Origin of the sequence: Streptomyces sp. NPDC050263 (genome assembly GCF_040655955.1) — a bacterium.
Lineage (GTDB): Bacteria > Actinomycetota > Actinomycetes > Streptomycetales > Streptomycetaceae > Streptomyces.
Genome location: NZ_JBFAKW010000142.1, coordinates 1 through 22,831 on the forward strand (window position 1 = coordinate 1; position 22,831 = coordinate 22,831).

The 22,831-nt window shown below is 71.9% G+C and carries 26 protein-coding genes; 12 read left to right on the top strand and 14 right to left on the bottom strand.

Features of this window, described 5'->3' with window-relative positions; all coding sequences use genetic code 11:
* Both AB0J04_RS38980 and AB0J04_RS38985 read right to left on the bottom strand, forming a co-directional pair.
* Positions 1–371, bottom strand: a 371-nt coding sequence (locus tag AB0J04_RS38980; RefSeq protein WP_363173383.1) for a sigma factor, incomplete at its 3' end; no start/stop codon positions are given.
* Between the two features lie 185 nt (positions 372–556).
* Positions 557–1,081, bottom strand: coding sequence for an MEKHLA domain-containing protein (locus AB0J04_RS38985; protein WP_363173384.1), 525 nt, complete (start codon positions 1,079–1,081; stop codon positions 557–559).
* A 364-nt stretch (positions 1,082–1,445) separates the two neighbouring features.
* Here AB0J04_RS38985 and AB0J04_RS38990 point away from each other — a divergent pair, with 364 nt between their 5' ends.
* Both AB0J04_RS38990 and AB0J04_RS38995 read left to right on the top strand, forming a co-directional pair.
* On the top strand, positions 1,446–1,652 hold the full coding sequence (locus AB0J04_RS38990; protein WP_363173386.1) for a hypothetical protein: 207 nt from the start codon (positions 1,446–1,448) through the stop codon (positions 1,650–1,652).
* 206 nt (positions 1,653–1,858) lie between these two features.
* Positions 1,859–2,527 carry a hypothetical protein gene (locus tag AB0J04_RS38995; protein WP_363173387.1) on the top strand — a complete coding sequence of 223 codons (669 nt, stop codon included), beginning with the start codon at positions 1,859–1,861 and terminating at the stop codon, positions 2,525–2,527.
* A gap of 40 nt (positions 2,528–2,567) precedes the next feature.
* Here the strand turns inward: AB0J04_RS38995 and AB0J04_RS39000 are convergent, their stop codons facing one another.
* The gene (locus AB0J04_RS39000) at positions 2,568–2,906 is read right to left on the bottom strand and encodes a hypothetical protein (protein WP_363173388.1); all 339 of its coding nucleotides are present in this window, start codon (positions 2,904–2,906) and stop codon (positions 2,568–2,570) included.
* A 76-nt stretch (positions 2,907–2,982) separates the two neighbouring features.
* Positions 2,983–4,338 (bottom strand): NAD(P)/FAD-dependent oxidoreductase, encoded by a 1,356-nt coding sequence (locus tag AB0J04_RS39005; protein ID WP_363173389.1) that lies wholly within the window; start codon positions 4,336–4,338, stop codon positions 2,983–2,985.
* Between the two features lie 208 nt (positions 4,339–4,546).
* On the opposite strand from AB0J04_RS39005, the gene AB0J04_RS39010 reads away from it, so the two are divergent.
* Complete coding sequence (locus AB0J04_RS39010) at positions 4,547–4,918, top strand: VOC family protein (protein ID WP_363173390.1); 372 nt, start codon at positions 4,547–4,549, stop codon at positions 4,916–4,918.
* Between the two features lie 72 nt (positions 4,919–4,990).
* Here the strand turns inward: AB0J04_RS39010 and AB0J04_RS39015 are convergent, their stop codons facing one another.
* Both AB0J04_RS39015 and AB0J04_RS39020 read right to left on the bottom strand, forming a co-directional pair.
* On the bottom strand, positions 4,991–5,491 hold the full coding sequence (locus tag AB0J04_RS39015; RefSeq protein WP_363173391.1) for a hypothetical protein: 501 nt from the start codon (positions 5,489–5,491) through the stop codon (positions 4,991–4,993).
* A gap of 117 nt (positions 5,492–5,608) precedes the next feature.
* Positions 5,609–5,992, bottom strand: a complete 384-nt coding sequence (locus tag AB0J04_RS39020) for a cupin domain-containing protein (protein ID WP_363173392.1) — start codon at positions 5,990–5,992, stop codon at positions 5,609–5,611.
* 260 nt (positions 5,993–6,252) lie between these two features.
* On the opposite strand from AB0J04_RS39020, the gene AB0J04_RS39025 reads away from it, so the two are divergent.
* A complete protein-coding gene (locus AB0J04_RS39025) occupies positions 6,253–6,702 on the top strand; it encodes a carboxymuconolactone decarboxylase family protein (RefSeq protein ID WP_363173393.1) in 450 nt (149 codons plus the stop codon).
* A 111-nt stretch (positions 6,703–6,813) separates the two neighbouring features.
* Here AB0J04_RS39025 and AB0J04_RS39030 read toward each other — a convergent pair whose 3' ends face one another.
* A complete protein-coding gene (locus AB0J04_RS39030) occupies positions 6,814–7,773 on the bottom strand; it encodes an NADP-dependent oxidoreductase (protein WP_363173394.1) in 960 nt (319 codons plus the stop codon).
* 131 nt (positions 7,774–7,904) lie between these two features.
* Between AB0J04_RS39030 and AB0J04_RS39035 the strand changes: the two genes are divergently transcribed.
* The 3 genes from AB0J04_RS39035 (at position 7,905) to AB0J04_RS39045 (ending at position 11,650) form a co-directional block, all read left to right on the top strand.
* Positions 7,905–8,747, top strand: coding sequence for a helix-turn-helix transcriptional regulator (locus AB0J04_RS39035; RefSeq protein ID WP_363173395.1), 843 nt, complete (start codon positions 7,905–7,907; stop codon positions 8,745–8,747).
* A gap of 256 nt (positions 8,748–9,003) precedes the next feature.
* Positions 9,004–10,266, top strand: coding sequence for a bifunctional class I SAM-dependent methyltransferase/NUDIX hydrolase (locus AB0J04_RS39040; protein ID WP_363173396.1), 1,263 nt, complete (start codon positions 9,004–9,006; stop codon positions 10,264–10,266).
* A 154-nt stretch (positions 10,267–10,420) separates the two neighbouring features.
* Entirely contained in the window at positions 10,421–11,650 is a 1,230-nt protein-coding gene (locus tag AB0J04_RS39045) for a phosphodiester glycosidase family protein (RefSeq protein ID WP_363173397.1), read from the top strand.
* 32 nt (positions 11,651–11,682) lie between these two features.
* Here the strand turns inward: AB0J04_RS39045 and AB0J04_RS39050 are convergent, their stop codons facing one another.
* From AB0J04_RS39050 to AB0J04_RS39075, 6 genes are all read right to left on the bottom strand, one after another.
* Positions 11,683–11,877 carry a hypothetical protein gene (locus AB0J04_RS39050; RefSeq protein WP_351910496.1) on the bottom strand — a complete coding sequence of 65 codons (195 nt, stop codon included), beginning with the start codon at positions 11,875–11,877 and terminating at the stop codon, positions 11,683–11,685.
* 117 nt (positions 11,878–11,994) lie between these two features.
* Positions 11,995–12,858 (bottom strand): phosphatidylinositol-specific phospholipase C/glycerophosphodiester phosphodiesterase family protein, encoded by an 864-nt coding sequence (locus AB0J04_RS39055; protein ID WP_363173398.1) that lies wholly within the window; start codon positions 12,856–12,858, stop codon positions 11,995–11,997.
* A 191-nt stretch (positions 12,859–13,049) separates the two neighbouring features.
* Positions 13,050–14,132 (bottom strand): acyl-CoA dehydrogenase family protein, encoded by a 1,083-nt coding sequence (locus AB0J04_RS39060; protein ID WP_363173399.1) that lies wholly within the window; start codon positions 14,130–14,132, stop codon positions 13,050–13,052.
* Positions 14,129–15,313, bottom strand: coding sequence for an acyl-CoA dehydrogenase family protein (locus tag AB0J04_RS39065; protein WP_363173400.1), 1,185 nt, complete (start codon positions 15,311–15,313; stop codon positions 14,129–14,131). The genes AB0J04_RS39060 and AB0J04_RS39065 overlap by 4 nt, the downstream gene beginning before the upstream one ends.
* Positions 15,310–16,287: an NADPH:quinone oxidoreductase family protein gene (locus AB0J04_RS39070; RefSeq protein ID WP_363173401.1), complete on the bottom strand. Its 978-nt coding sequence runs from the start codon at positions 16,285–16,287 to the stop codon at positions 15,310–15,312. Before AB0J04_RS39070 ends, AB0J04_RS39065 begins: the two co-directional genes overlap by 4 nt.
* A 111-nt stretch (positions 16,288–16,398) precedes the next feature.
* The gene (locus AB0J04_RS39075) at positions 16,399–16,971 is read right to left on the bottom strand and encodes an XRE family transcriptional regulator (RefSeq protein WP_363173402.1); all 573 of its coding nucleotides are present in this window, start codon (positions 16,969–16,971) and stop codon (positions 16,399–16,401) included.
* A gap of 70 nt (positions 16,972–17,041) precedes the next feature.
* Here AB0J04_RS39075 and AB0J04_RS39080 point away from each other — a divergent pair, with 70 nt between their 5' ends.
* The 5 genes from AB0J04_RS39080 to AB0J04_RS39100 all read left to right on the top strand — a co-directional run bounded on the left by AB0J04_RS39080 (position 17,042) and on the right by AB0J04_RS39100 (position 21,893).
* Positions 17,042–18,010, top strand: a complete 969-nt coding sequence (locus AB0J04_RS39080; RefSeq protein WP_363173409.1) for an NAD(P)/FAD-dependent oxidoreductase — start codon at positions 17,042–17,044, stop codon at positions 18,008–18,010.
* 142 nt (positions 18,011–18,152) lie between these two features.
* Positions 18,153–19,691 carry an ATP-dependent DNA ligase gene (locus AB0J04_RS39085; protein ID WP_363173403.1) on the top strand — a complete coding sequence of 513 codons (1,539 nt, stop codon included), beginning with the start codon at positions 18,153–18,155 and terminating at the stop codon, positions 19,689–19,691.
* Positions 19,688–20,152, top strand: coding sequence for an NUDIX domain-containing protein (locus AB0J04_RS39090; protein WP_363173404.1), 465 nt, complete (start codon positions 19,688–19,690; stop codon positions 20,150–20,152). Before AB0J04_RS39085 ends, AB0J04_RS39090 begins: the two co-directional genes overlap by 4 nt.
* A 93-nt stretch (positions 20,153–20,245) precedes the next feature.
* Positions 20,246–21,631, top strand: a complete 1,386-nt coding sequence (locus AB0J04_RS39095) for an NADP-dependent succinic semialdehyde dehydrogenase (protein ID WP_363173406.1) — start codon at positions 20,246–20,248, stop codon at positions 21,629–21,631.
* 25 nt (positions 21,632–21,656) lie between these two features.
* On the top strand, positions 21,657–21,893 hold the full coding sequence (locus tag AB0J04_RS39100) for a DUF6213 family protein (protein WP_363173407.1): 237 nt from the start codon (positions 21,657–21,659) through the stop codon (positions 21,891–21,893).
* A gap of 43 nt (positions 21,894–21,936) precedes the next feature.
* Here the strand turns inward: AB0J04_RS39100 and AB0J04_RS39105 are convergent, their stop codons facing one another.
* Positions 21,937–22,623: a hypothetical protein gene (locus tag AB0J04_RS39105; protein ID WP_363173408.1), complete on the bottom strand. Its 687-nt coding sequence runs from the start codon at positions 22,621–22,623 to the stop codon at positions 21,937–21,939.
* Positions 22,624–22,831 lie beyond the last annotated feature (208 nt).

Below are 22,831 nucleotides of genomic sequence, written 5' to 3' on the forward strand. Positions count from 1 at the left end.
GGTGTCATCCCGAAGACGTCGTTGAGGACGAACGCCGCCCGCTCGGCCGGGGGCAGGGAGTCCAACGCGTCCAGCAGCACCCGACTCACCTCCTCGCCCTCCGCGTCGGACCGCTCCTGCGGCGGGTCGGCGGCGAGGTCGGGCAGGGGGAGGCGGCTCAGGCAGATCCCGCCGGCGGTCTTGGCGAGCCACGACCGGGGCGCGGTGATCCCGGCCCGCTCCGCGTCGGACAGCCCGTACCACCGGAGGTAGGTCTCCTCGACCACGCTCTCCGCCTCACCCGCGCTCCCCAGCATCCAGTAGGCCAGGTCCAGCAGAAATCGACGCTCGTCGAGCAGCTCCCCGATCGGCACCGCGTCAGCCTGGTCCATAGAGCACCCTCCCTCTCGTACCGGTTGCACGGCTGACCGGCACGACACCCCGGCGCTGCTCTGCGGGGGTGTCCGGCGACGCAACTACGCGCACGGCCCTCTTCTTCGGTTTCTCCTGTCGGCTCGTCAGCTTGACCGGAGACCGGCGGAGGTTGTGACACCCCGCCGGATCCGCAGCGCGTCGGTCACATCGGCCGCACGGGCGGGGACCAGTCACGGAAGACCGCGGCCTGCCCCCGGCTGTCTCCCCCGGCGTCGAGGAGGTCCCACATGGTCACGTCCTTGATCCAGAACTCCTCGCCGGTCCTGGTCCTGCGCAGGCCCGTGTAGCCGTCGGCGAAGCCGTGTTCGTGCGCGGCGCGGACGAAGTCGTCCCGGTCCTCCTGGTGGTGCGAGGAGGCGGACAGGCGGGACGGCATGCCGGTGAACTCGTCCCAGGAATAGCCGAAACACCGCTGGGCCGTGCGGTTGGCGTAGCAGAACGTGGGGTCGGGGCCCGGTCCGTGGGCCAGCAGTCCGAAGCGCGCGTCGGCGTACAGCCAGTGGGCCGCCTCGTCCGGTGAGGTCCAGCGCGGGGGACACAGGGGGCGGCCGGTCAGGGCGAGGTGACTGCTCAGCAGCAGCTCGGCGAAGGCGGCGCCGCCCGCGGCCGCAGGGGGACCGAAGGGGCTGGGCACCTCGGCGTCGGCGTCATGGAACAGCTCGGCCATGGGAAACACCTTTCCCTCGCAGTGAAAGAGGTTCCCGAGGCGGCGCCGGTACCGGGGGACGGAGTCGGCCGGGGCGCTGCGCCTGCAGAGAACTGACACTATCTAACACTGTTCCGCATCGGCCCGGCCCGAGAACAGTTCAACCTTGTCAAGGTCGTGGCCTAAGGTGAGGCGCGGGCTCGGTCCGAGCAGCGTCCCCCGAACGGCTGTCACACCTTCCCGGGCTGTTCGGTCAATGCGGTGGGCGGGGGCGGTGGGTGGGGGGAGCCGAGTCTGCCGGTGCGCTGTGCACCGTGCGCTGCCGCCCGTCCGCAGACCTTCCGGTTTCGCACGACCGCCGGTTCGAGCCGCAGAAAGACGCGTCATGCCACGAGACCCCGACCAGCACTCCGACCCGGCCGCCGACAGTGTGGCGCTGGCAGCCGAGGCCGCCCTGCTCGAGGCCCGCCTCCGTCTGCTCAGAGAGGCGATCGACGTCGTCGACGCACGCATCAGGGCGGCCTCCGACGCGCTGCGCCTGCGGCGCGACGATTCCTCCGTCAACCCGCAGGCCGAAGATCGCCGTATTTGATGACATTCAGGTGCCCTCATACCCATTGCGCCGACCTCGAACAGTGGCAACAATCGATGCGTTGACGTCTCTGCGTGCCGAACCGTCCCCCGTATCGGCGCGAGCCACTGCATATGATGTCAGGGAGACATATTCCCGCGTTCAGACCGAGCGGCACCGCAGGTCAGCCGGGGCGCGGCACGAGGGGCTGAGGATGAGAGGAACACATGGTCTCTGTAACCCATGCAGCAACGCATGCGGCACATGACATCGAGGTGACCACCGAGAGCCTGCAGGAGGATCTGGCCCGGCTCCAGATCCAGAAGCAGGCGCTGGAAAGGGAGTTGGCCGCGGTCGTGGCCCATCTCGGCTCGGTGCAGCGCGCCCTCAGCGCGCTCGAGACGCTGATGCGCAACCCGGTCGCCGCGGCGCCGGTCACGGCACGCCCTGCCGGTGTGCAGGCGCAGCCGGGTCAGGGCGTGGAGACCGGCGAACCGCAGGCCGACCGTGCCTCCGCCGCCTCCGCCGAGCCCGCGGGCACCACGGCGAACGCCGCCGCACAGCCTCGGAAGCGTCAGAGCGGCAAGGACGCGAAGACTCCGGTGGCCGCCGCCGTCGACGGGGCCGGCAACCCGGAATCGGCCGGGACCTCGGGCGCGGCATCGGCATCGGACCCGGACTCGCAGAGGCAGTACGGCAAGCTCACCGAGCAGATCATGGAGTACTTCGCCGGCGTCGGCGACGCCGATGTGCGGGCGCGCGATGTCGCGGCGGCTCTCGGCCGTGACAGCGACAGCGGAAGCATCAACGGCGTCCGCAGCACGCTCGACCGCCTGGTCGGCGCCTCCCGCGTCCAGCGCAGCGGCCGGGGCCTCTACCGTGCGAGGCGTTCCTAGACGTTCCTCAGCCCTGCGCGCGCCTCTTCACGCCGTCCCGCTACCCGCCCATGATGACCGCGACGCAGACCCAGATCATCGCCACGGTGATGAGCGTCATGGCGATCAGCGTGCCTCGTAGCCATCGTCCGAAGCGGATGTGGTGTTTCGCTTCGACCCCTCCGATGGCATCGGCGATGTGCTCGGTCACCATGCGGGCGACGTATCTCTGCTCCTCGACGTACCACCGTTCGAGGTGCCTCTTCTGCTCCCGGGTCAGCCCCGGCGCCCGTGCGGTGAACTCCGCCACGCGCTGATGTGCCGCTCGTAGATGAGCCTCCCAGTACAGGAATGTCTCGATGTCGGTCAGGCCGCGCGCGGCCTCCTCACTCGCGTCCATGGTGTGCTCCAGAGGGAAGGCGATGACGAGCAGGTGGGAGCGCCGGGCGCTGCCGAGCCGCGCTCGTCGAAGCGGCTCACGCGGCCGGGCGGCCGCTCGCCCGGCTCCCGTCGGCGGACCGCGGCCGGCCGCTCGCGACGAACGCGTCCCGCGGGTGCTGCACCGAGGCGAGGGAGACCAGGTCCCGGCCGAAGAAGGCGGCGGTCAGCCAGACGGTCAGCACCCGGACCTTGCGCTCCCAGGTGGGGACGGCCAGCACGTGATAGCCCCGGTGCATCAGCCAGGCCGGGAAACCCTTGATGACGATCCTCTTGTACTGGAAGATGCCGCGTCCGAGCCCCAGGGTCGCCACCACGCCCAGACTGCTGTGGCGGTAGTCGCGGACCCGCCCCCCGCGCAGGTCGGCCACGATGTTCTTCGCCAGGCGCCTGCCCTGCCGCACCGCGTGCTGGGCGTTCGGCACCGTGCGCGCGCCCGGCAGGGCCACCGCGAGGTCGGGAACGGCCGCGTCGTCTCCGGCCGCCCACACGTCCGGCACCGGGTCGTCGTCGGTGCCCACCCGGAGATCGGGCCGGACCACGAGCAGGCCCCGCTCGTCGACCGGCAGATCCGTGTGGTTGTGCACGACCGGGTTCGAGGCGTTGCCGGCGGTCCACACGATCAGCTCGGAATCGAACTCCTCCCCCGACGAGAGCACCACGTGCCCGTCTTCGACGGAGACCAGCTGTGTGTTCAAGTGGACGTGCCCGCCCCGGCGTTCCAGCGACCGCACCACCCAGGCACCGGGCTCGTCCCCCACCTCGGGCAGGATCCGGCCCCGGGCCTCGACCAGGTGAAAGGAGAGTTCGCCGAAGCTGAGCTCCGGATAGGACTTGAGCATCGCGGTCGCCAGCGACAGCAGCTCGCCGAAGCCCTCGACGCCGGAGAACCCCCCGCCCACGAAGGTCACGGTGAGCAGCCTCCGCCGCTCGGGGCCCGGCGGCAGTGACGCCGCCTGGTCGAACGCGGTGAGCAGCCGGTCGCGGATGGCCACCGCCTCCTCGACGTGCTTCAGGCCGATCGCCTGCTGCGCCAGCCCCGGTATGGGGAAGGTGCGGGTCACGGCGCCGGCGGTGACCACGAGGGTGTCGTAGGGGAGTTCGTAGTCGGCTCCGTCGACGGGCCGGACGGTGAGCGTCCGGCCCGCGTGACGGATCTCCGTGACGCTTCCCGAGATCAGCCGGGTGCGGCGAAGGTGCCGGCGCAACGACACCGCCGCATGGCGTGCCTCGACCGATCCGGCCGTCACCTCGGGCAGGAAGGGCTGGTAGGTCATGTAGGGGCGCGGGTCGACGACGGTGACGTGCGCCTCGCCCGAACGCAGCGACTTCTCCAGGCCCCATGCGGTGTAGAAGCCCGCATAGCCACCACCGACAATCACAATCTCACGCATGATTCCCTCTGCTCGTTGGTCGACAACTGTTAGACCGGACGGGCCGAGGAGGTGTGACAGACCACGGTTGGCACACCGTGGCGCTCCGCTGTCGGAGCGCCTCGCCCCGGCCGGCGCCTCAGCTGCGGAAGCGCTCGCCCGGGAGGACGATGGAAGCAGACGCCAAGCAGCGGTACCCGCGCAATCCCTACCTGTACGAGGCACGACCATGGCGAGCGAACCCACCTTCTTCGAACTGGGCGTGGCCGACCCCGAGCGCGGTCGCGCCTTCTACGGAGCCCTGTTCGGCTGGACCTTCGAACCCGGCCCCACCGGTCACGGCTTCGCCGTCACGACCGACGGCCTGCCGGGCGGTATGCACGGCGGCGACGAGGCGGCCTCCCCGTACCTCTTCTTCCGGGTCGACGACCTGGACGCCGCGGTCGCCAGGGTGACCGAGCTGGGCGGCACGATCGAGGATCTCGGTGCGGAAGGAGCGGAGGACGAGGAGTCGGTGGCCCGGTTCGGCCGCTTCAAGCTGTGCCGCGACGACCAAGGCTCCGGGTTCGGGCTCCACCAGCCTCCCGAAGGCCGACATTGAACAGTGAGCGACGGCCGTGCCGCCCGCGACCGCACCGGGCGGCGCGGCCGTGCCGTCCCGTGGCTCGGGTCGTCAGAAGACGAACGGGCCGGGGGACAACGTGCTCTTCGCCACGCAGTTGATCGTGATCCCGAAGAGCACCATGCGCAGCGAGTACGGGCCGCCGGCGCTGGAGTCCAGGCTGTCGTCCGGTGCCACCGTGCCGCTGAGCGGACCGAGGACGAACGGGTCGCCCACGCTCAGGTACGGGTTGATCGTCCCGGTGAACTCGGTGGTCTCCCAACCGCCGTTCTCGGCGAGCACCAGGGTGGACGTCACACTGTTCGTCTGCACCGGGATCGGGGCGGTCAGCGAGGACAGGGTGACCGTGATCGTCGCCGCGCTGCCGGACTGGGTGGCCGTGAAAAACGTGGTCGTCGACGGGCCCCAGGCTCCACAGTCGTACTGGGCGGTGGCCCGGTCCGGCGTCACGGCGCCCGCCCCGGGCGCCAGCGCCACGCTCCCGGCCAGCATGGCGGCGGAGGCGGCGGAGGCGACCAGGGCAGCACGTGACTTACGCGTCGTACGTCTCATAGGTCACTCCAGGTCAAGTCCGGTCAAGTCGGGTCGGGCATTGCCTCATTGAGGCGCAGAGACCGTAAGAAGGGAAGAAGCACGAACCCTTCGGCACCTGGACCGGACGAGTCCTGGTCAGGCCATCGAGAAGCCGTACTGCGCCGCCACGCGGGCCATGAGCTCGAGGTCGGGGGGCTCCGGCGGGGCGGCCGCACCACGGACTCCGGGCTTGCCGACGTCGGTGAACAGCCCGTCCATGCCGCCGGGGGAGAAGAGCGCCAGCATGCGGACGGTCTTGCCGCTCCGGTTCAGGAAGTTGTGACGGGTGCCCTTCGGCACGTACACCAGGCCGCCCTGCCGCAGTTCGTACTCCTCGTCCCCAGCCATCACGACGAGTTCGCCCTCCAGGACGAAGAACGTCTCGGACTCGTTGTGATGACGATGCGGAGGTGTTCCCGCCCCGTCCGGAATCACACACTCGACCAGTGAGAACTCACCGTTGCTCTGAGCCTTCGACATGATCGTGGTGTAGGTGTGACCATCCAGAAAAACGGCAGTTCCGCCGTCCGCCGGGACATGAACCGGCCTGACTTCTTCCGACATGCTGATCTGTCTGCTTTCTGTCGCGTTCAGGAGAGACGGTCCGAAGGATGTCACAATGATCGCCCAGACACACTGTTTGTGACTTCGACCAACCATTTTCCGCTGTCAGGATGTGTGTGTACGGGTCATCGCCCGCCGCCGACCTTCGGTTTCGTCTCAGTGGTTGGATGTTCAACATGACTCGACGGATCTTCATCGACAAGCAGAGCCCCAAGGCCTACCACGCGCTGGTCCAGACGTCCGAGGCCGTGCGGGCGACCGCCGCGGAGGCCGGTCTGGAGCGCACCGTCGTGGAACTGGTCAACTTGCGCGTCTCGCAGCTCAACGGCTGTGCGTTCTGTCTCGACGTGCACACGAAGGCCGCCCTGCGCGCGGGCGAGGACACCCGGCGGCTGGCCGTCCTCGCGGCCTGGCGGGACACCGAGCTGTTCACTCCCCTGGAGCGCGCGGCCCTGGCGCTCGCGGAGGTCACCACCGTGCTGTCCGACGCGGCCGCGCAGGAGGCCGCCTACGAGGACGCCCGTCAGGCGCTCACCGAGGACCAGATCTCGGCGGTGATCTGGGTGGCCGTCACCATCAACGCCTTCAACCGGGTGTCCGTCCTCAGCAAGCACCCCGTGCACTGAGTCCGACTCGCCGACCGACGCCCGCTGTCACAGTCGGCGACCCGGATCGTCACCGCCGACGCCCGGGCCCACGGCGTCGATCTGCGCACCACGTCCCGCGACCGGACTCCGTCACAGGGAGCTGCGCGGGACCGTCACCACGTGCTTGCCCACGGCGCCGCCGCGCTCGAACGCCTCGTGCGCGGCGGCGATGTCCGCGAGCGGGTACACCCTGTCGACCACCGGGCGCAGCGCACCCGACGTGACATGGCCGGCCACATCGCGCAGCACGGAGGTTTCGGGGTTGGCGCTGAAGGTGCGGATGCGGCGGGAGCCGTGCACGCTCGACGCGGCGATCGCGGCCAGCGCCGACGGGGAGAGTCCGACGGTGACCATGCGGCCGCCCTTCGCCAATCGGCTCCGGTAGCAGTGCAGTTCCGTGCCGACGGTGTCGACGATGACATCGAACGGCCCGATCCGCTCCGAGGCGGTGGAGCGACGGTCCAGCACCTCGTCGGCGCCGAGGTCGGTGAGATGCTCGGCATACCGGTCGCGGGCCAGCGCGGTCACATGGGCGCCCATGGCGTGCGCCAACTGCACGGCGGCCGTGCCGACTCCGCCGGCCGCGCCCCGCACCAGGACCCGCTCCCCGTCCGCGAGGTGCACGCTGTCGCGCAGCGCGATCAGCGCCGTGGCACCCGCGACCACCAGGGACGCCGCCTCGACCGACGAGAGGTCCGCCGGGGCGGGCGAGACACGGTCCGTGGACACCACGACGTACTCGGCCGCACCGGCGACGGAGTGCCGCTGCCGGGGATGCACCATGCCCCACACCCGGTCCCCCACCCGGTAGCCCTCGACACCGGCGCCGGTCGCGGCAACGGTGCCCGCGAAGTCCAGCCCCGTACCGATCGGGAACCGGCGTCCCGACACCATCTTCACCTGCCCCGCGCGGACGATGACGTCGTGCCCGTTCACGCTGGTCGCCTCGACCGACACCAGTACCTCACCCGCGCCGGGAGCGGGACGATCCACTTCATTGATCCGCAGGACGTCCGCGGTACCGAAACTCATGATCTGAACGGCCTTCATCTCTTTGTTCCTTCCGTGACCGGTTGTGGTGCGTCCGATGCTGGACCCCGCACGCGGCATCACGGTCGTCCTGCTTTTCCTGGGTCCGGCAGACCCACCCTCGCGGGCCGCACCGGCGGCATACTGTCGCCATGAGCGACGCCCCCAGACGCGAACTCGCGGAGTTTCTCCGCACCCGCCGGACTCGGCTGCGGCCGGCGGACGTCGGGCTGGAGCCCGGCCCGCGGCGGCGCGTCGCCGGGCTGCGGCGCGAGGAGTTGGCTCTGCTCGCGGGGGTGAGTTCGGACTACTACCAGCGCATGGAGCAGGGACGTGACGTCCGGCCCTCCGAGCAGGTGCTGGATGCCCTCGCGCGTGCCCTGAACTTCTCCGCCGAGGAGTCCCGGCACCTGCACAGCCTCGCGGCCGCCGCACGTACCCCGGGCCGCTTGCCGCGTTCGTACGAACCGGAGGAAGTCCCGGACACCACGCTCCGGTTGCTGCGCACCATGGCCTCGCCCGCTCTGGTCGTCGGTCGTTTCCTGGACGTGCTGGCCTGGAACCCGTTCGGTGGTGCCCTGCTGGGCGAGTTCACCAGCCGGCCGCAGCGGGAGCGGAACCTGCTGGCACTGTTCCTGCGCCCCGAGGCCGACCGGACCTGCCCGAACCGGGCGGCCACCGTCGCCGAACTGGTCGGGATGCTGCGGACCCAGGTCGCCGCCGATCCCGACCACCCGCGCGCGGTCGAGCTGGTGGGTGAACTCGCCGTCCGCAGCGACGAGTTCGCCGCGCTGTGGGCCCTCCACGACGTGGAGGAACCGACCCGCGGCCGGATGCGCCTCAACCACCCCCAGGTCGGCGAACTGAACCTGGACTGGGACGTCTACCTGATTCCGGGCAACCCTGGTCCCGCGCTCTTGGTCTGCACCGCGGCCGAGGGCAGCCCCGACGCCGAGCGACTCCACCTGCTCGCCAGTCGGCTGGACGCTCGCTGACCCGCCACGGAGTCCGATCCCGCGGGCCGGTTCGAGCGTGGAACGATGCGCACCCTCGCCGGAGTGGGTTTCCTCGGCCGATGCGATGGTGATGGGGACATCAGTCGGTGCGGGCTCACCGCGTCGAGGCGATCAGGCGGCCGACGAAGCCGTCGCGGATGAGGGATTCGCACGCCGCACGCACGTCCTCCGGGACGGATCCTCAGCGAGAGGGCAGGCTGGCAGACCTCAACCGCTGCTCCCTGGAGGTACGTCGATGTCGCAGCTCCCCAGTTCGGACGATCAGGGATCGCGCATCGGACGCAGTTCCCCGGAATCCGTCAACGCCGGTGCCTGGCAGGCCTACGCCGCGCATCATCTGCGGCGCGGCACGGTCCTGGCGGAGGCGGAGCGGATCGACTGGGGGTTCCCGGACGCGGGGCCCGACGACGCCTTCCTCGGGGAGTTGAAGGGGCGGCGTGTCCTGGACCTCGGCTGCGGCACGGCCCGGCACGCGGCGCGGCTGGTCCGGGTGCACGAGGCCGTCGTCGACGCCGTCGACGCCGCGCCCGGCCAGATCGAGCGGGCCCGGGCCCGGTACGGTGCCCTGCCCGGGCTGCGCCTCCTCCATGCCGACGCCGTCGCTCACCTGCGGGCGGCTGCGCAGCCGTACGACGTGATCTACTCCGTCAACGCCGTCCCGTTCATCGACCCACGACGGCTGCTGCCCGCCCTGGCGACCGCGCTCGCCCCCGGCGGGACGCTGTGCTTCTCCGTGCTGCACACCAACTCCCGGGGCGACGGGCCCACTTCGGAGCTCGTGGCCCGGCCGGAGACCCTGCGGTTCGCGGGCGGCGGCGAGACGACGGTCCGGATGTGGGTGCCTGCCCCCGAGGTGTGGGAGGCGCTGCTCGCCGATCACGGGCTGCGCGTCGAGGAGGTGGTACCGGTGACGGCACCCGCCCCGGCCGCCCCCGCGGACCCGGCCGGCTCCTCGCATCCTGCCGATCCCGCCGCCTACCGGGTCTTCCGGGCGCGGCGCCCGCTGCGGGTCGCCGCCCGCCCCCGCACCGACCTCCCGCCCGTGGCGCACGCGGCGCTCGGCGTCGGCGCCGTCCTGCACGGCCCCCGAGGACTGCTCCTGGGCCGGCACCGCCGGGGCACCTGGGAGCTGCCCGGCGGCACGGTGGAACCCGGCGAGTCGCTCCAGGAGACGGTCGTGCGGGAGCTGCGGGAGGAAACCGGGCTGCGGGCGGACCCCTCGGACGTGCGCCTGCTGGGCACGCTCCTCGACCAGGTCGACGGGGTCGTGCGGATGACGGTCGGAGCCGTCGTCACCGCCTGGGAGGGCGAACCGGCCGACCAGCCCGGCGAGAGCGTCGGCGACTGGCGCTGGTACGCCCTGGACTGCCTGCCGCCGTCCCTGTTCGTGTGCAGCGCCCAGTCCCTCACCGCCTGGCGCCCCGATCTGCCGATCGACCACGCGCCGGCCCACTTCACCCCGTTCGACGGCAACTCGGCGCGCCCGCAGGACCAGTGACGCCACGGAGCCGGACCGCCGAGCAGAACGGCCGAGCAGCGCACCCCGGATCGCGCGTTTCCTCACTCGTTCGCGTGGTGTTCACGTCCACCCCCTGACGGTCGTCACCGCGGACCGTGAGAAAGTTGCGAGCCGAAACTACCCAGGGGGGTCTGTGACACGACATCAGAACGGGTCCGGGGTGCGCAGAAGGTCTCTGTCGCTGCTCGTCGCCCTCGGCACAGTGGCCGGTGCGACCTTCGCGGGGGCGGCCACGGCCGACGCCGCGACCTGGACCACCGTGGCGGCAGGCGTGGCGTACCGACAGTACGACCTTCAGGCGGCCGCCGGGAAGACGCATGTGCACGTGCTCAGCGTCGACCTCGCCAACACGCACGTGCGCCTGGGGCTGTTGTACCCGGGGGCCGTCGCGGCCCGCTCGGGCGTCTCCACGATGGCGAACAAGCAGAAGGCCGTCGCCGGCATCAACGGCGACTTCTTCAACATCAGCGAGGTGCAGCATCCGGGCGTCACCGCGACCGGGGCGAGCGTGGGGCCGGCGATCGCGAACGGGAAGGCGCTGAAGAGCGCGGTCCCGAACGCGCAGCGGTTCGGCCCCGAACTCCCGCCGGGCACCAACACCCGGGCCGTGGTCGGCGTCGGCGCCGACGGCAAGGCCCGGGTCGACAGCCTGTCCCTCAACGGGACTTTCACCACGGTGGGGCGGCGGCTGCCGTTGGGCGGCGTCAACCAGTACGCGCTGCCGGAGAACTCCGTCGGCGCGTTCACCTCCGACTGGGGCAGCGTCTCGCGGAAGCGGGCCACCTGCGGCACGGACACCGAACGGGCCGCGGCGTGCAGCACCAGCACCTACGAGGTGACGGTCAAGAAGGGCCGGGTCGTGTCGACCTCGGCCACGCCCGGCAGCGGCGCCATCGCGGTCGGCACCACGGTCCTCGTCGGGCGGGAGGCGGGCGCGCAGCGCCTGCGGAAGTTCGTCAAGGGGCAGCGGGTGGCGGTGCGGTACGGGCTGACGTCCGCCTCGCAGCCGGCGTACAGCTTCGCCGTCGGCGGCTACCCGATCCTGTCGGGCAGCACGCCGCCGGCCGGTCTGGACGCGTCGGTCTCGGCCGTGCGGACGGCCGTGGGCATCGCCGCCGGCGGGAAGAGGGTGTTCCTGTTCGCGCTGGACGGCGCCACCGCGTACCGCAGAGGCCTGACCATCGCCGAGGTCGCCGCCGCGCTCAAGAGCCTCGGCGCGACCGAGGGCTTCAGTCTGGACGGCGGCGGCTCGTCGACCCTGGTGGCCCGTCCGGCGGGCGCGACCAAGGTGACGGTCCGCAACCACCCGTCCGACGGTTCCGAGCGCCCGGTGTCGAACGGCATCGGGGTCTTCACCAAGTAGCCGTCCGGGTCAGGCGTGACCCCGCAGTGGCCTCACGGTCGAAGGCTGCCGACGATGTCGGCGGTCGCCGTGAGGCCGCTGCGGATGGTAGGAGCCATGCTGGTGCCGGCCAGGAAGAACCCGAGCAGCAGGCAGACCAGCGCGTGCGAGACCTTCAGTCCGCCGTTGCGCATGAAGATCACCGCCAGGATCAGCAGCAACAGCACCACGGAAATCGAAATGGCCATCGTCAACCTCCTCCGCCACGTCCGTTTTCGCGGCATTCGGCCGCAAGTGTGGCGTAACGGAGGTTTCGTCCGTGCGGCTGAGCCGTCCGCCGAACGAGTGGTGTCGGAGGACCGGTGTCACGCCGCCGCTCGACGGGGGTCGAGGAAGGCCTCCAGGCCGGCCAGGTCGTCGGTGTTGAGGTAGTCGACCTCCGCGGCGAGGAGTTCGGCCCACAGCGCGTCCCGGGCGGGACCGGCGAGATCCGGCGTGGCCCAGAACCGCACCTGCTGCCCGCGCGCGTGGGCGGTCCTCACGATGCTCCGCAGCTTCTGCCGTTCCGCTTCGGGGAAGGCCCCGACGCCGAGCCAGGTGAAGTTGAGCGTCCAGTTGTCGCTGATGAGCGAGGCGAACGACGCCTCGGAGGCGCCGAGGTCGACGAGTCGGCCGTCGTAGAAGGCCCGGCGGACGGTCTGCGCCTCCATGGGCGTACGGGCGGCGCGGTCGCCCGAGATGACGGCGGTGACCGGGCCGGCGTGCACACGACCGTTGACGTAGGTCGTGAACAGGCCCTTGTAGTGCCCCAGTTGACGGTCGAGTTCGAGGTATGTCGAGGAGCCTTCGGTCTTGATGTCGATGAGCAGCTGCAGGGGCTTGCGGTAACCCCGGTACACCGAACCGTGGTTGGCCTTCACCCGGGCGGCGAGCGGGGCGAGATAGAGGGACTCCAGGGTGCGCGTGGGGTCGAGCCGGTCCGCCGAGTGGGCGACGAGGAGTTCGCCGTCGACGAGGAAGATGTCGGCCTCGACGCTGCCGAAGCGGTGGTCGAGCGCGTCGAAGAGGGGGCGGGGGTGCTCGTAGTCGTTGTGGGCGTGGGCGCGCCACAGCGGGCGGGCGCCGCGCTTGTCCCCGTCGGCGAAGGCACTGCCGGCGGGCGGGGCGAGCACCGCGGCGAGCGTGGCTCCGAAGGTCGTGAGGGCTCTGCGGCGGGTGAAGGCGACCATCTCGTTCCTCCCTGTGGGGCGGGTCTGGACCACAGGGAGTATGAGGCGGTCCGGACGCCAACGAACCCGTACATGCAAGGAGTTGGCCGGACCGCCGTCGCGTGTTCACTCCTTCCGCGCAGCCGCACGAAAAAGCCCGCCCCTGGTGGGGCGGGCTTTACCGGACGCCGGTACCGGGTGTCGGGTTTCGGTCAGGGCGCCGACAGGTCGACCAGTTCGGCCAGGGCCGCCCGGTGGGCGCCCGCCGTGCCGTAGGCGATCGAGTCGGCCTTGGCCCGCTTGAGGTTGAGGTGGACCGGGTGCTCCCACGTCATGCCGATGCCGGCGTGCAGTTGCAGCGCCTCCTCGGCGGCCCGTACGGCGACGGGCGCCGCGTAGGCCTGGGCGACGGCGACGGCCACGTCGACATCCGAGCCGCCCGCGAGCGCGTCGGCCGCGTTCCGCGCCGCGGCCCGCAGGTTGACGACCTCCAGCCACAGCTGAGCCAGCCGGTGCTTGACCGCCTGGAAGCCGCCGACCGGCCGGTTGAACTGGTTGCGCTCCTTGAGATAGCGCACGGTCTCGGTCAACGCCCAGTCGGCGAGCCCGAGTTGCTCGGAGGCGAGCAGTCCGGCGCCGGCCCGCAGGGCACGCCGGACGGCAGGTCCGGCGTCGCCGAGGCGACGGCCGGGGGCGCCGGTGAGGGTGACCGTGGCAAGGGGACGGGTCAGGTCGAAGGAGATCTGCGGGGTGACGGTCACGGCGGAGGCGTCGACCGCGTACAGCCCGCCGTCGTCCGCCGGCACCAGCAGCACGTCGGCGACGACCGCGTCCGCGATGCCGGTCAACTCGCCCTGGAGCAGCCCGCCTTCGACGCGTACGGCCTGGAAGTCGGCGCCCGGTGCGAGGTGCAGCCCCACGGCGAGCGCGCCGATCGTGCGCCCGGACGCGAGCCGACCGAGCAGCTCTTCGTCCCCGACGGCCAGCAGCGCCTCGGTGGCGACCACGGCACTGGTCAGGTACGGCACGGGGGCGACCGCGCGCCCCAACTCCTCCAGGACCACGGCGACTTCGCGATGCGTGGCACCCTGACCGCCCTGCGCCTCGGGCACCAGCAGGCCCGCGAGGCCCATCCCGTCGGAGAGCGCCTTCCAGGCCGCGAGGTCGTGCGGTGCGTCCGACTCCGTGCGCGCGATGACTCCGGGCGCGTCGCAGTGGTCGGCGAGCAGGTCGCGCACCGCGGACCGCAGCGCCTCTTCCTCCTCGGAGTAGAGGAGATCCGGCTCGGTGCTCATCGGGCGAGGTCCTTCCAGGCGACGTCCTTGTCGGTGCGCGGCTCGGACGGCAGGCCCAGGACGCGCTCGGCGACGATGTTCAGCAGGACCTCGCTGGTCCCGCCCTCGATGCTGTTGCCCTTGGAGCGGAGATAGCGGTACCCGGCGTCCCGGCCGGTGAAGTCCACGAGCTCCGGGCGGCGCATGGTCCAGTCGTCGTACAACAGGCCCTCCTCGCCGCGGAGTTCGACCTCCAGGCCGCTGATCTCCTGGTTGAGGCGGGCGAAGGCGAGCTTCATGCCGGCGCCCTCGGGGCCGGGCTGGCCCTGGGCGAGCTGCTGGCGCAGGCGTTCGCCGGTGAGCCGGGCGACCTCGGCCTCCACCCACAGCTTCAGCAGCCGCTGGTGCAGGTCGTGGGTGCGCAGCTCGGGGCGCTCGCGCCAGGTCTTCGAGACCGGGCCGATCATGCCGCCCTCGCGGGGCAGCCGCATGCCGCCGATGGCGACGCGCTCGTTGTTGAGGGTGGTCTGCGCGACCCGCCAGCCGTCGCCGACGTCGCCGAGCCGCCGTGCGTCGGGGATGCGGACGTCGGTGAGGAAGACCTCGTTGAACTCGGCCTCGCCGGTGATCTGGCGCAGCGGACGGACCTCGACGCCGGGGTCGGTCATGTCGCAGAGGAAGTAGGTGATGCCCGCGTGCTTGGGCAGGTCCGGGTCGGTGCGGGCGATGAGGATGGCCCAGCGGGCGAGATGAGCGCTGGACGTCCACACCTTCTGCCCGTTGACGACCCAGCTCTCGCCCTCACGGACGGCGCGCGTGCCGAGGGCGGCCAGGTCGGAGCCGGCGCCCGGCTCGCTGAACAGCTGGCACCAGACCTCCTCGCCCACCCACAGGGGCCGCAGGAAGCGCTGTTTCTGCTCCTCGGTGCCGTACTTCAGGATCGTCGGCGCGGCCATGCCGAGGCCGATGCCGATGCGCCGCGGGTCGTTGTCGGGGGCGTCCGCGGCCGTCAGTTCGGCGTCCACGACGACCTGGAGGGAGCGGGGCGCGCCCAGTCCGCCGAGGCCCTCGGGGTAGTGCACCCAGGCGAGCCCGGCGTCGAAGCGGGCCTTGAGGAAGTCCGCGCGGTCGGTCGTGGCGGGCGGGTGCGAGGCCAGCAACTCCTGGGTGCGGCGGCGCAGTTCGGCTGCGTCGACGGTCATACGGCGGCTCCGTTCTCAAGCGACGGCACCACGACGACCCGGCCGGTGGTGACGCCGTCGGCGAGCCGCTGCACGGCGGCCGCGGCCCCGTCGAGCGGCACGCGCTCGCTGACCAGCGGCCGGATCGCGCCCCGGGTGGCCAGCTCGGTGAGCTGTTCGTGGCAGTGCTGGACCAGCTTCGGGTTCTTGGTGTTGTACAGGCCCCAGTGCAGGCCGAGGATCGAGTAGTTCTTGACGAGGGCGTGGTTCAGCGCGGGGCTCGGGATGGTTCCGCTCGCGAAGCCGACGACCACGATCCGGCCCTCGAAGGCGACGACCTTGGTGGACTGGGTGTAGGCCTCGCCTCCGACCGGGTCGTAGATGACGTCGGCGCCCCGGCCGCCGGTCGCCTCCTTGACTGCGCCGATCACGTTCTCGGCGCGCCGGTCGATGACGAGGTCGCAGCCCAGCTCCCGGGCCACGGCCGCCTTCCCGGCACCGCCCACGACGCCGATGACGGTCGCGCCGGCCGCCTTCCCGAGCTGTACGGCGGCGCTGCCGACCCCGCCCGCGGCGGCGTGCACGAGGAGCGTCTCGCCGGCCTCCAGGCGGGCCCTGCGGTGCAGGCCGAACCAGCCCGTCTGGTAGCCGATGTGCAGGGCGGCGGCCTCGGCGTCGTCCAGCGACTCGGGGGCGGGCAGCAGGGCGGCGGCGTCCGCGAGGGCGTACTCGGCGAAACCGCCGTACGGCAGGGCCGGGTTGGCGATGACGCGCCGGCCGTCCTCGGTCTCGCCGCAGATCTCCACGCCCGGGGTGAACGGCAGCGGCGGCTGCACCTGGTAGTGGCCCCGGACCATCAGCGCGTCGGGGAAGTTGATGTTCGCGGCGCGCACCCTGAGCAGGACCTGGCCGTCGCCGGGGGTGGGCCGCTCCACGTCCTGGAGCCGCATCACCTCGCTCGGCTCGCCGTTCTCGTGCACCTGCCATGCCTGCATGCGGAGCCTCCACGGGACTGCGTCGTCCGACCGGCGGACTGACCGGTTCGACAGCATACTAAGCGGTCGCTTGCCAGGAGGGAACAGGTGACGGCGGAAGAGTCGCCTCCGTCACCCCTGCCGGGGCTTCGCCCGGACATGCATCCGCTCCCCCTGCGGCCCGAACAGGCTGAGGAACTCCACCGGCCCCTCCCCCGTCGACCCGAACCAGTGCGGCACCCGGGTGTCGAACTCGGCGGCCTCCCCCGTCTCCAGCACCACGTCATGCTCCCCCAGCACGCACCGGAGCCGCCCGGACATCACGTACAGCCACTCGTAGCCCTCATGGGTGCGCGGATCGGGCTCCTCCTCGCGCTGCGGCACCAGCACCTTGAAGGCCTGGAGGCCGCCGGGCTGGCGGCTGAGCGGCCAGAAAGTGCGCCCGTGCCGCACCAGCGGCTTGCCCCGCACCCGGGGGTCGCCGACCGACGGCGCCCCCACCAGCTCGTCCAGCGGCACCTGGTGGGCCCGGGCGATCGGCAGCAGCAGCTCCAGGCTGGGCTTGCGCAGACCCGACTCCAGCCGCGAGAGGGTGCTGACCGAGATCCCGGTGGACCCGGACAGCGCCGCGAGCGTCACCTCCCGGTCCTTCCGGATCCGCCGCAGCCTCGGGCCGACCTCCGCGAGAACGTCATCGGTAGTCATGTCTCCATCTTGCCGAATCGGCAAAGATGTTTGTCAATCCCGCAGCTGTCCGGCGACCGTGGCCGTGGAGGTGGTCACCGTGACCGAGAAGCAGGACGAGACGCCCGACGAGAAGTACGAAGTGATCGTGGTCGGCGGCGGCGCCGCGGGCCTGTCCGCCGCGCTCGTGCTGGGCCGCGCCCGGCGCCGGACGCTGGTCGTCGACGCGGGCGAGCCGCGCAACGCGCCCGCCGCGCACATGCAGGGCTTTCTGTCCCGGGACGGGATGCCGCCCGCCGAGTTCCTCGCCGTCGGCCGCGAGGAGATCGCCCGGTACGGCGTTCGGCTGGTCCACGACCGGGCGGTGGACGCCACCGGGGACGACGGCGAGGGCTTCGCCGTCCGGCTGGCCGGAGGGCGGACCGCGCACGCCCGGCAGCTCGTCGTCGCGACCGGTCTGAAGGACGAGCTGCCGCCGGTCGAGGGCGTCGCCGAACGCTTCGGCCGGGACGTGATCCACTGTCCGTACTGCCACGGCTGGGAGGTCCGCGACCAGGCCTTCGGCGTACTGGCGACGACCCCGATGAGCGTCCACCAGGCGCTGATGGTGACCCAGTGGTCGAAGGACGTCACCCTGTTCCTGCACACGGTCGCCGAGGCCGACCTGACCGACGAGGACCGGCGCAGGCTGGCCGCGGCCGGCGTGGACGTCGTCCCGGGCGAGGTGGCCGGGCTGGTCGTCGAGGACGACCGGCTCACCGGGGTCCGGTGCACGGACGGCCGGGTGTTCGACCGTGAGGTGCTGTTCGTGGCGCCCCGGGCGGTGCCGCGGACGGACCTCCTGTCCCGGCTGGGCGCCGAGATGAGCGAGACGCCCTTCGGCGCCTACCCCGTGGTGGACGGACGGGGGCTGACCACCGTGCCCGGCCTCTGGGCGGCGGGCAACGCGTCCGGGTTCGCCGAGCAGGTCGTGAACGCGGCCAGCCGCGGCTACCGGGCCGGGGCCGCCGTCAACGGCGAGCTGCTGATGACGGACCTCGACGCGGAGGCCGCCCGCTGAGCGCCCGGGCGCATCAGGCTGCGGTTCGGCAGCGCCCCCAAGGGGCGCGGGGAACTGCGCGAGCAGCCACAACGCGCCCGCAGACGAAAAGCGACCCGTTCCTCGGCGGGTAAAACAGCGGAGCGCGCCGCACCATGGCTGCATGCTGCTGACCCGGCTCGCCGACGTGTCCCGGGAGGTCGCCGCCGCCTCGGCGCGCTCCCGCAAGATCGCCCTGCTCGCCGAGCTCTTGCGGGACGCGGAGCCGGACGACGTGCCGATCGTCATCCCCTACCTGGCCGGGCGGCTCCCCCAGGGCCGCCTGGGCGTCGGCTGGAAGGTGCTGAGCCGTCCGGTCGCCCCGGCCGACGCGCCGACCCTGACCGTGCGCGAGGTGGACGCCCGCCTCACCGAGCTCGGCGCGGTGGCGGGCCCCGGCTCCCAGGCCGAACGGACCCGCCTGGTGGGCGAGTTGATGGCCGCGGCCACCGCGGACGAGCAGCGCTTCCTGTTCGGCCTGCTCACCGGCGAGGTCCGGCAGGGCGCCCTGGACGCCGTCGCCGTGGAGGGCCTGGCCCAGGCGACCGGGGCGCCCGCACCGGACGTGCGGCGGGCGGTGATGCTGGCCGGCTCGCTGCAGACGGTGGCGCAGGCGCTGCTCGCGGACGGCCCCCCGGCGCTGGCGGCGTTCCGGCTCACCGTCGGCCGTCCGGTCCTGCCGATGCTCGCGCACACCGCGTCCTCCGTCACCGAGGCCGTCGGCAAGCTCGGCGCCTGCGCGGTGGAGGAGAAGCTGGACGGCATCCGCGTCCAGGTGCACCGCGACGGCGACGACGTCCGCCTCTACACCCGCACACTCGACGACATCACCGACCGCCTGCCCGAAGTGACGGACGCGGCCAGGCGGTTGGCCGGGTCGCGGTTCATCCTGGACGGCGAGGTCATCGCCTTCGACGAGACCGGACGCCCCCGCTCGTTCCAGGCCACCGCCGGCCGGGTCGGCTCCCGGGTGGACGTGCCGGCGGCGGCCGCGGCGGTCCCGGTCTCCCCCGTCTTCTTCGACGTCCTGTCCGTGGACGGCCGGGACCTGCTCGACCTGCCCCTGACCGAACGGCACGCGGAGCTGGCCCGGCTGGTGCCCGAGCCGATGCGGGTGCGCCGGAGCGTCGTCGCCGGCCCCGGCGAGGTCGAGGCGGCGCAGGAGTTCTCCCGGCAGACCTTGCTGCGCGGCCACGAGGGAGTCGTGGTCAAGGCCCTCGACGCGCCCTACAGCGCGGGACGTCGCGGGGCGTCCTGGCTGAAGGTCAAGCCGGTGCACACCCTCGACCTCGTCGTCCTGGCCGTCGAACGCGGCCACGGCCGCCGCACCGGCAAGCTCTCCAACCTGCACCTCGGCGCCCGCACGGCCGACGGCGCCTTCGCGATGCTCGGCAAGACCTTCAAGGGCATGACCGACGCGATGCTCACCTGGCAGACGGAACGCCTCCAGCGGCTCGCCGTGCAGGACGACGGCCGGGTGGTGACCGTCCGCCCCGAACTCGTGGTCGAGATCGCCTACGACGGCCTGCAGCGCTCCACCCGCTACCCGGCCGGCGTCACCTTGCGCTTCGCCCGGGTGGTCCGGTATCGGGAGGACAAGCGGCCGGAGGAGGCCGACACCGTGGAGACCCTGCTGGCCGCACACCCGGAGGTACACCCGTGACCCAGAAGCGCAGCGCCGGGCTCCTGCTGTTCCGACGCCGCGAGAACGGCGTCGAGGTGCTGCTCGGCCATATGGGCGGGCCGTACTTCGCGAAGAAGGACGCGGGCGCCTGGGGCGTCCCCAAGGGCGAGTACGAGCCCGACGAACCCGCCTGGGAGGCCGCCCGGCGCGAGTTCCGGGAGGAGCTCGGGCTGGCCCCGCCCGACGGCGAGGCGATCGCGCTCGGGGATGTCCGCCAGCACAACGGCAAGATCGTCACCGTATGGGCGATCGAGGCGGACCTCGATCCGGCGGCGATGACGCCCGGCACGTTCACGATGGAGTGGCCGCCCCGGTCGGGCCGTACGCAGGAGTTCCCGGAGCTGGACCGGGTGGCGTGGCTCGGGGTCGAGCGCGCCCGCGAGCTGATCGTCCCGGCGCAGGCCGCGTTTCTCGACCGGCTGACGGAGCACTCGGGCTGAAGCGGACCCGCGAACCCGCGGACCCGCACGCGTTGCGGCCCCGGGTCCGGCGCGGGAAGGTCGAAGCACGGTCAGTTCTCCAGGAGGTCGGTCATGCCCATCGCGACGGTGAATCCGGCCAGCGGCGAGACGCTTCGGACGTACGAGGCCATGGACGAGGAGGAGCTGGAGCGCCGGCTCCAGCTCGCCGAGGCCACGTTCCGCACGTACCGGACGACGACGTACGCCGAACGCGCCCGTCTGCTGCACCGGGCCGCCGATCTGCTGGACGAGGACCGGGCCGACATCGGCCGGGTCATGACGACCGAGATGGGCAAGCCCGTGAAGCAGGCGCGCGCGGAGGCCGCGAAGTGCGCCAAGGCGATGCGCTGGTACGCCGAGCACGCGGCGGAGCTGCTCGCCGACGAGGAGCCGGCCGTCGCCGACGTGAAGGACTCCGGCGCGGCGCGCGTCCTGGTCCGGTACCGGCCGCTGGGGCCGGTGCTCGCGGTGATGCCGTGGAACTTCCCGCTCTGGCAGGTGGTCCGGTTCGCCGCGCCGGCGCTGATGGCGGGCAACGTGGGCCTGCTCAAACACGCCTCGAACGTCCCGCAGACCGCCCTGTACCTGGAGGACCTGTTCCACCGGGCCGGCTTCGCCGAGGGCTGCTTCCAGACCCTGCTCGTCGGTTCGGGGGCGGTGGACGACATCCTGCGCGACGAGCGCGTCCGGGCGGCGACGCTGACCGGGAGCGAGCCCGCCGGGCGGGCGGTCGCCTCCACCGCCGGGGAGATGGTCAAGAAGACGGTGCTGGAGCTGGGCGGCAGCGACCCGTACGTCGTGATGCCGTCGGCGGACGTCGACCGGGCGGCACAGCTCGCGGTGACCGCGCGCGTGCAGAACAACGGGCAGTCGTGCATCGCCGCCAAGCGGTTCATCGTTCACACGGACGTGTACGACGACTTCGCCGCCCGGTTCGTGGCGGGCATGGCGGCGCTGAAGGTCGGCGACCCGCTCCAGGAGGACACGGAGGTCGGGCCGCTGGCGAGCGAGCAGGGGCGGGCGGACCTGGAGGAGCTGGTGGACGACGCGCGGCGCGCCGGGGCCGATGTGCTGTGCGGGGGCGAGCGGCCCGACGGGCCCGGCTGGTACTACCCGCCGACCGTCCTCGCCGGTGTCACCCGCGAGATGCGCATCCACCGCGAGGAGGCGTTCGGGCCGGTCGCGACGCTGTACCGGGCGGGCGACCTGGACGAGGCGGTCCTCATCGCCAACGACTCGCCGTTCGGCCTGAGCTCCAACGTGTGGACGCGCGAGGAGGCCGAGGTCGACCGGTTCGTCCGGGATCTGGAGGCCGGCGGAGTGTTCGTCAACGGGATGACCGCGTCCCATCCGGGGTTCCCGTTCGGCGGGGTGAAGCGGTCCGGATACGGCCGTGAGCTGTCCGGGCACGGAATCCGCGAGTTCTGCAACATCACCACGGTTTGGCACGGTGTGTGAGCGCCGCGCGGCTACGATCCCGGGTGTGAACCGCGAAGTGACTCTGCCTCTGATCGTCGACGACCGCGGGACCTTGCAGGTGGCCGCGGCCGACGTGAGCAAGCTGCTCCGCACCCTGGGAGGTCGGTGGCTGCATCTTGTCGAGGCCGGGGCCGACGGCCTCGACGAGGACACCGTCGCCGCGTTGACGATCGAGCTGGCGAAACTCGCCGATCGGATCGACGTGGCGTGCATCGCCCACAGCAGCGGAAGCGCGTCGTAGCCGTCGCGTGCAGGGGAGCGCCGCCGAGCGGTGCTCCCCTTCGCTACTTCACGGTGCCCGCGAAGATGGCCGTCTCGGATTCGTAGTCCGGAGCCACCTCGATCTGGAGGTACTTCTCGGTCTTGGGGAGTTCGCAGCCCCAGGTGAACGAGAGCGAGCGGCCGGCCAGGACGTTGGTGTCGGGGGTGCCGTCGAGGCCGTCGTCGAAGATGGCCTCGCCCTCCTTGCCCTCGTCGCCGTAGGCGCAGTTCACGGTCATGCCGGTCGCGTCGAAGGTGCTCTTCGAGCTGTTGACGAGCTTGATCGTGAACTTGACGTAGGGCGTGTTCTCGGGGGACGCGTAGTCGTGGGAGACCCCCCGGGAGAACTTCGACAGGCTGATCTCCACGTCGTTCTCGTAGGCGACGGTGTCCGAGAGCGTGTAGGCGCCGTCCTCGGTCTCCTCGGCGGCCGGCTCGTCGGCGGTGTCCGTCTCGGCGCCCGCTCCGGTGTCCTCGGCGAGTTCCGTCCGGGTGACGGTGACGGTGGGCGCGGCCTTGGCCCCGTCGTCGCCGCTCCCGGTGACGGCCACGGTGACGAGGGACGCCAGGACCGCGGCGGCCACGGCCGCGGCCCCCGCGACGAGGACCGTGTTCGTCTTCCTCGGCGGCGGAGGCGGCGGCGGCGGGAACTGCGGCCCGTAACCGGGCATCGGTGGCGGCGGTGGCGGTGGCGTGAAGTCGTTGCTCATGGTCCCCCCACAGGACTGTTCCGTTGAAGGATGAATCATCCTTTAGCGGAGTGTAGTGGCCCGGTCGCCCCGCGACGATCAAGCCACCGTCCTGCGCTCTCGCCGCCCCGCGCGCTAGATGAATGAGTCCAAGGGGTGTCGTTGCGGTCAGTGATCGTAGGCGGTCAGCGACCGTTTGATCGGTTGCCCGGTTTTGTCGTTGTGCCAG

Excerpts from the sequence above, each read along its gene's own strand:
- AB0J04_RS38985 (WP_363173384.1), bottom strand. The coding sequence starts at position 1,081 with ATGGCCGAGCTGTTCCATGACGCCGACGCCGAGGTGCCCAGCCCCTTC.
- AB0J04_RS38990 (WP_363173386.1), top strand. The coding sequence starts at position 1,446 with ATGCCACGAGACCCCGACCAGCACTCCGACCCGGCCGCCGACAGTGTG.
- AB0J04_RS38995 (WP_363173387.1), top strand. The coding sequence starts at position 1,859 with ATGGTCTCTGTAACCCATGCAGCAACGCATGCGGCACATGACATCGAG.
- AB0J04_RS39000 (WP_363173388.1), bottom strand. The coding sequence starts at position 2,906 with ATGGACGCGAGTGAGGAGGCCGCGCGCGGCCTGACCGACATCGAGACA.
- AB0J04_RS39005 (WP_363173389.1), bottom strand. The coding sequence starts at position 4,338 with ATGCGTGAGATTGTGATTGTCGGTGGTGGCTATGCGGGCTTCTACACC.
- AB0J04_RS39010 (WP_363173390.1), top strand. The coding sequence starts at position 4,547 with ATGGCGAGCGAACCCACCTTCTTCGAACTGGGCGTGGCCGACCCCGAG.
- AB0J04_RS39015 (WP_363173391.1), bottom strand. The coding sequence starts at position 5,491 with ATGAGACGTACGACGCGTAAGTCACGTGCTGCCCTGGTCGCCTCCGCC.
- AB0J04_RS39020 (WP_363173392.1), bottom strand. The coding sequence starts at position 5,992 with ATGTCGAAGGCTCAGAGCAACGGTGAGTTCTCACTGGTCGAGTGTGTG.
- AB0J04_RS39025 (WP_363173393.1), top strand. The coding sequence starts at position 6,253 with ATGACTCGACGGATCTTCATCGACAAGCAGAGCCCCAAGGCCTACCAC.
- AB0J04_RS39030 (WP_363173394.1), bottom strand. The coding sequence starts at position 7,773 with ATGAAGGCCGTTCAGATCATGAGTTTCGGTACCGCGGACGTCCTGCGG.
- AB0J04_RS39035 (WP_363173395.1), top strand. The coding sequence starts at position 7,905 with ATGAGCGACGCCCCCAGACGCGAACTCGCGGAGTTTCTCCGCACCCGC.
- AB0J04_RS39040 (WP_363173396.1), top strand. The coding sequence starts at position 9,004 with ATGTCGCAGCTCCCCAGTTCGGACGATCAGGGATCGCGCATCGGACGC.
- AB0J04_RS39050 (WP_351910496.1), bottom strand. The coding sequence starts at position 11,877 with ATGGCCATTTCGATTTCCGTGGTGCTGTTGCTGCTGATCCTGGCGGTG.
- AB0J04_RS39055 (WP_363173398.1), bottom strand. The coding sequence starts at position 12,858 with ATGGTCGCCTTCACCCGCCGCAGAGCCCTCACGACCTTCGGAGCCACG.
- AB0J04_RS39060 (WP_363173399.1), bottom strand. The coding sequence starts at position 14,132 with ATGAGCACCGAGCCGGATCTCCTCTACTCCGAGGAGGAAGAGGCGCTG.
- AB0J04_RS39065 (WP_363173400.1), bottom strand. The coding sequence starts at position 15,313 with ATGACCGTCGACGCAGCCGAACTGCGCCGCCGCACCCAGGAGTTGCTG.
- AB0J04_RS39070 (WP_363173401.1), bottom strand. The coding sequence starts at position 16,287 with ATGCAGGCATGGCAGGTGCACGAGAACGGCGAGCCGAGCGAGGTGATG.
- AB0J04_RS39075 (WP_363173402.1), bottom strand. The coding sequence starts at position 16,971 with ATGACTACCGATGACGTTCTCGCGGAGGTCGGCCCGAGGCTGCGGCGG.
- AB0J04_RS39085 (WP_363173403.1), top strand. The coding sequence starts at position 18,153 with ATGCTGCTGACCCGGCTCGCCGACGTGTCCCGGGAGGTCGCCGCCGCC.
- AB0J04_RS39095 (WP_363173406.1), top strand. The coding sequence starts at position 20,246 with ATGCCCATCGCGACGGTGAATCCGGCCAGCGGCGAGACGCTTCGGACG.
- AB0J04_RS39105 (WP_363173408.1), bottom strand. The coding sequence starts at position 22,623 with ATGAGCAACGACTTCACGCCACCGCCACCGCCGCCACCGATGCCCGGT.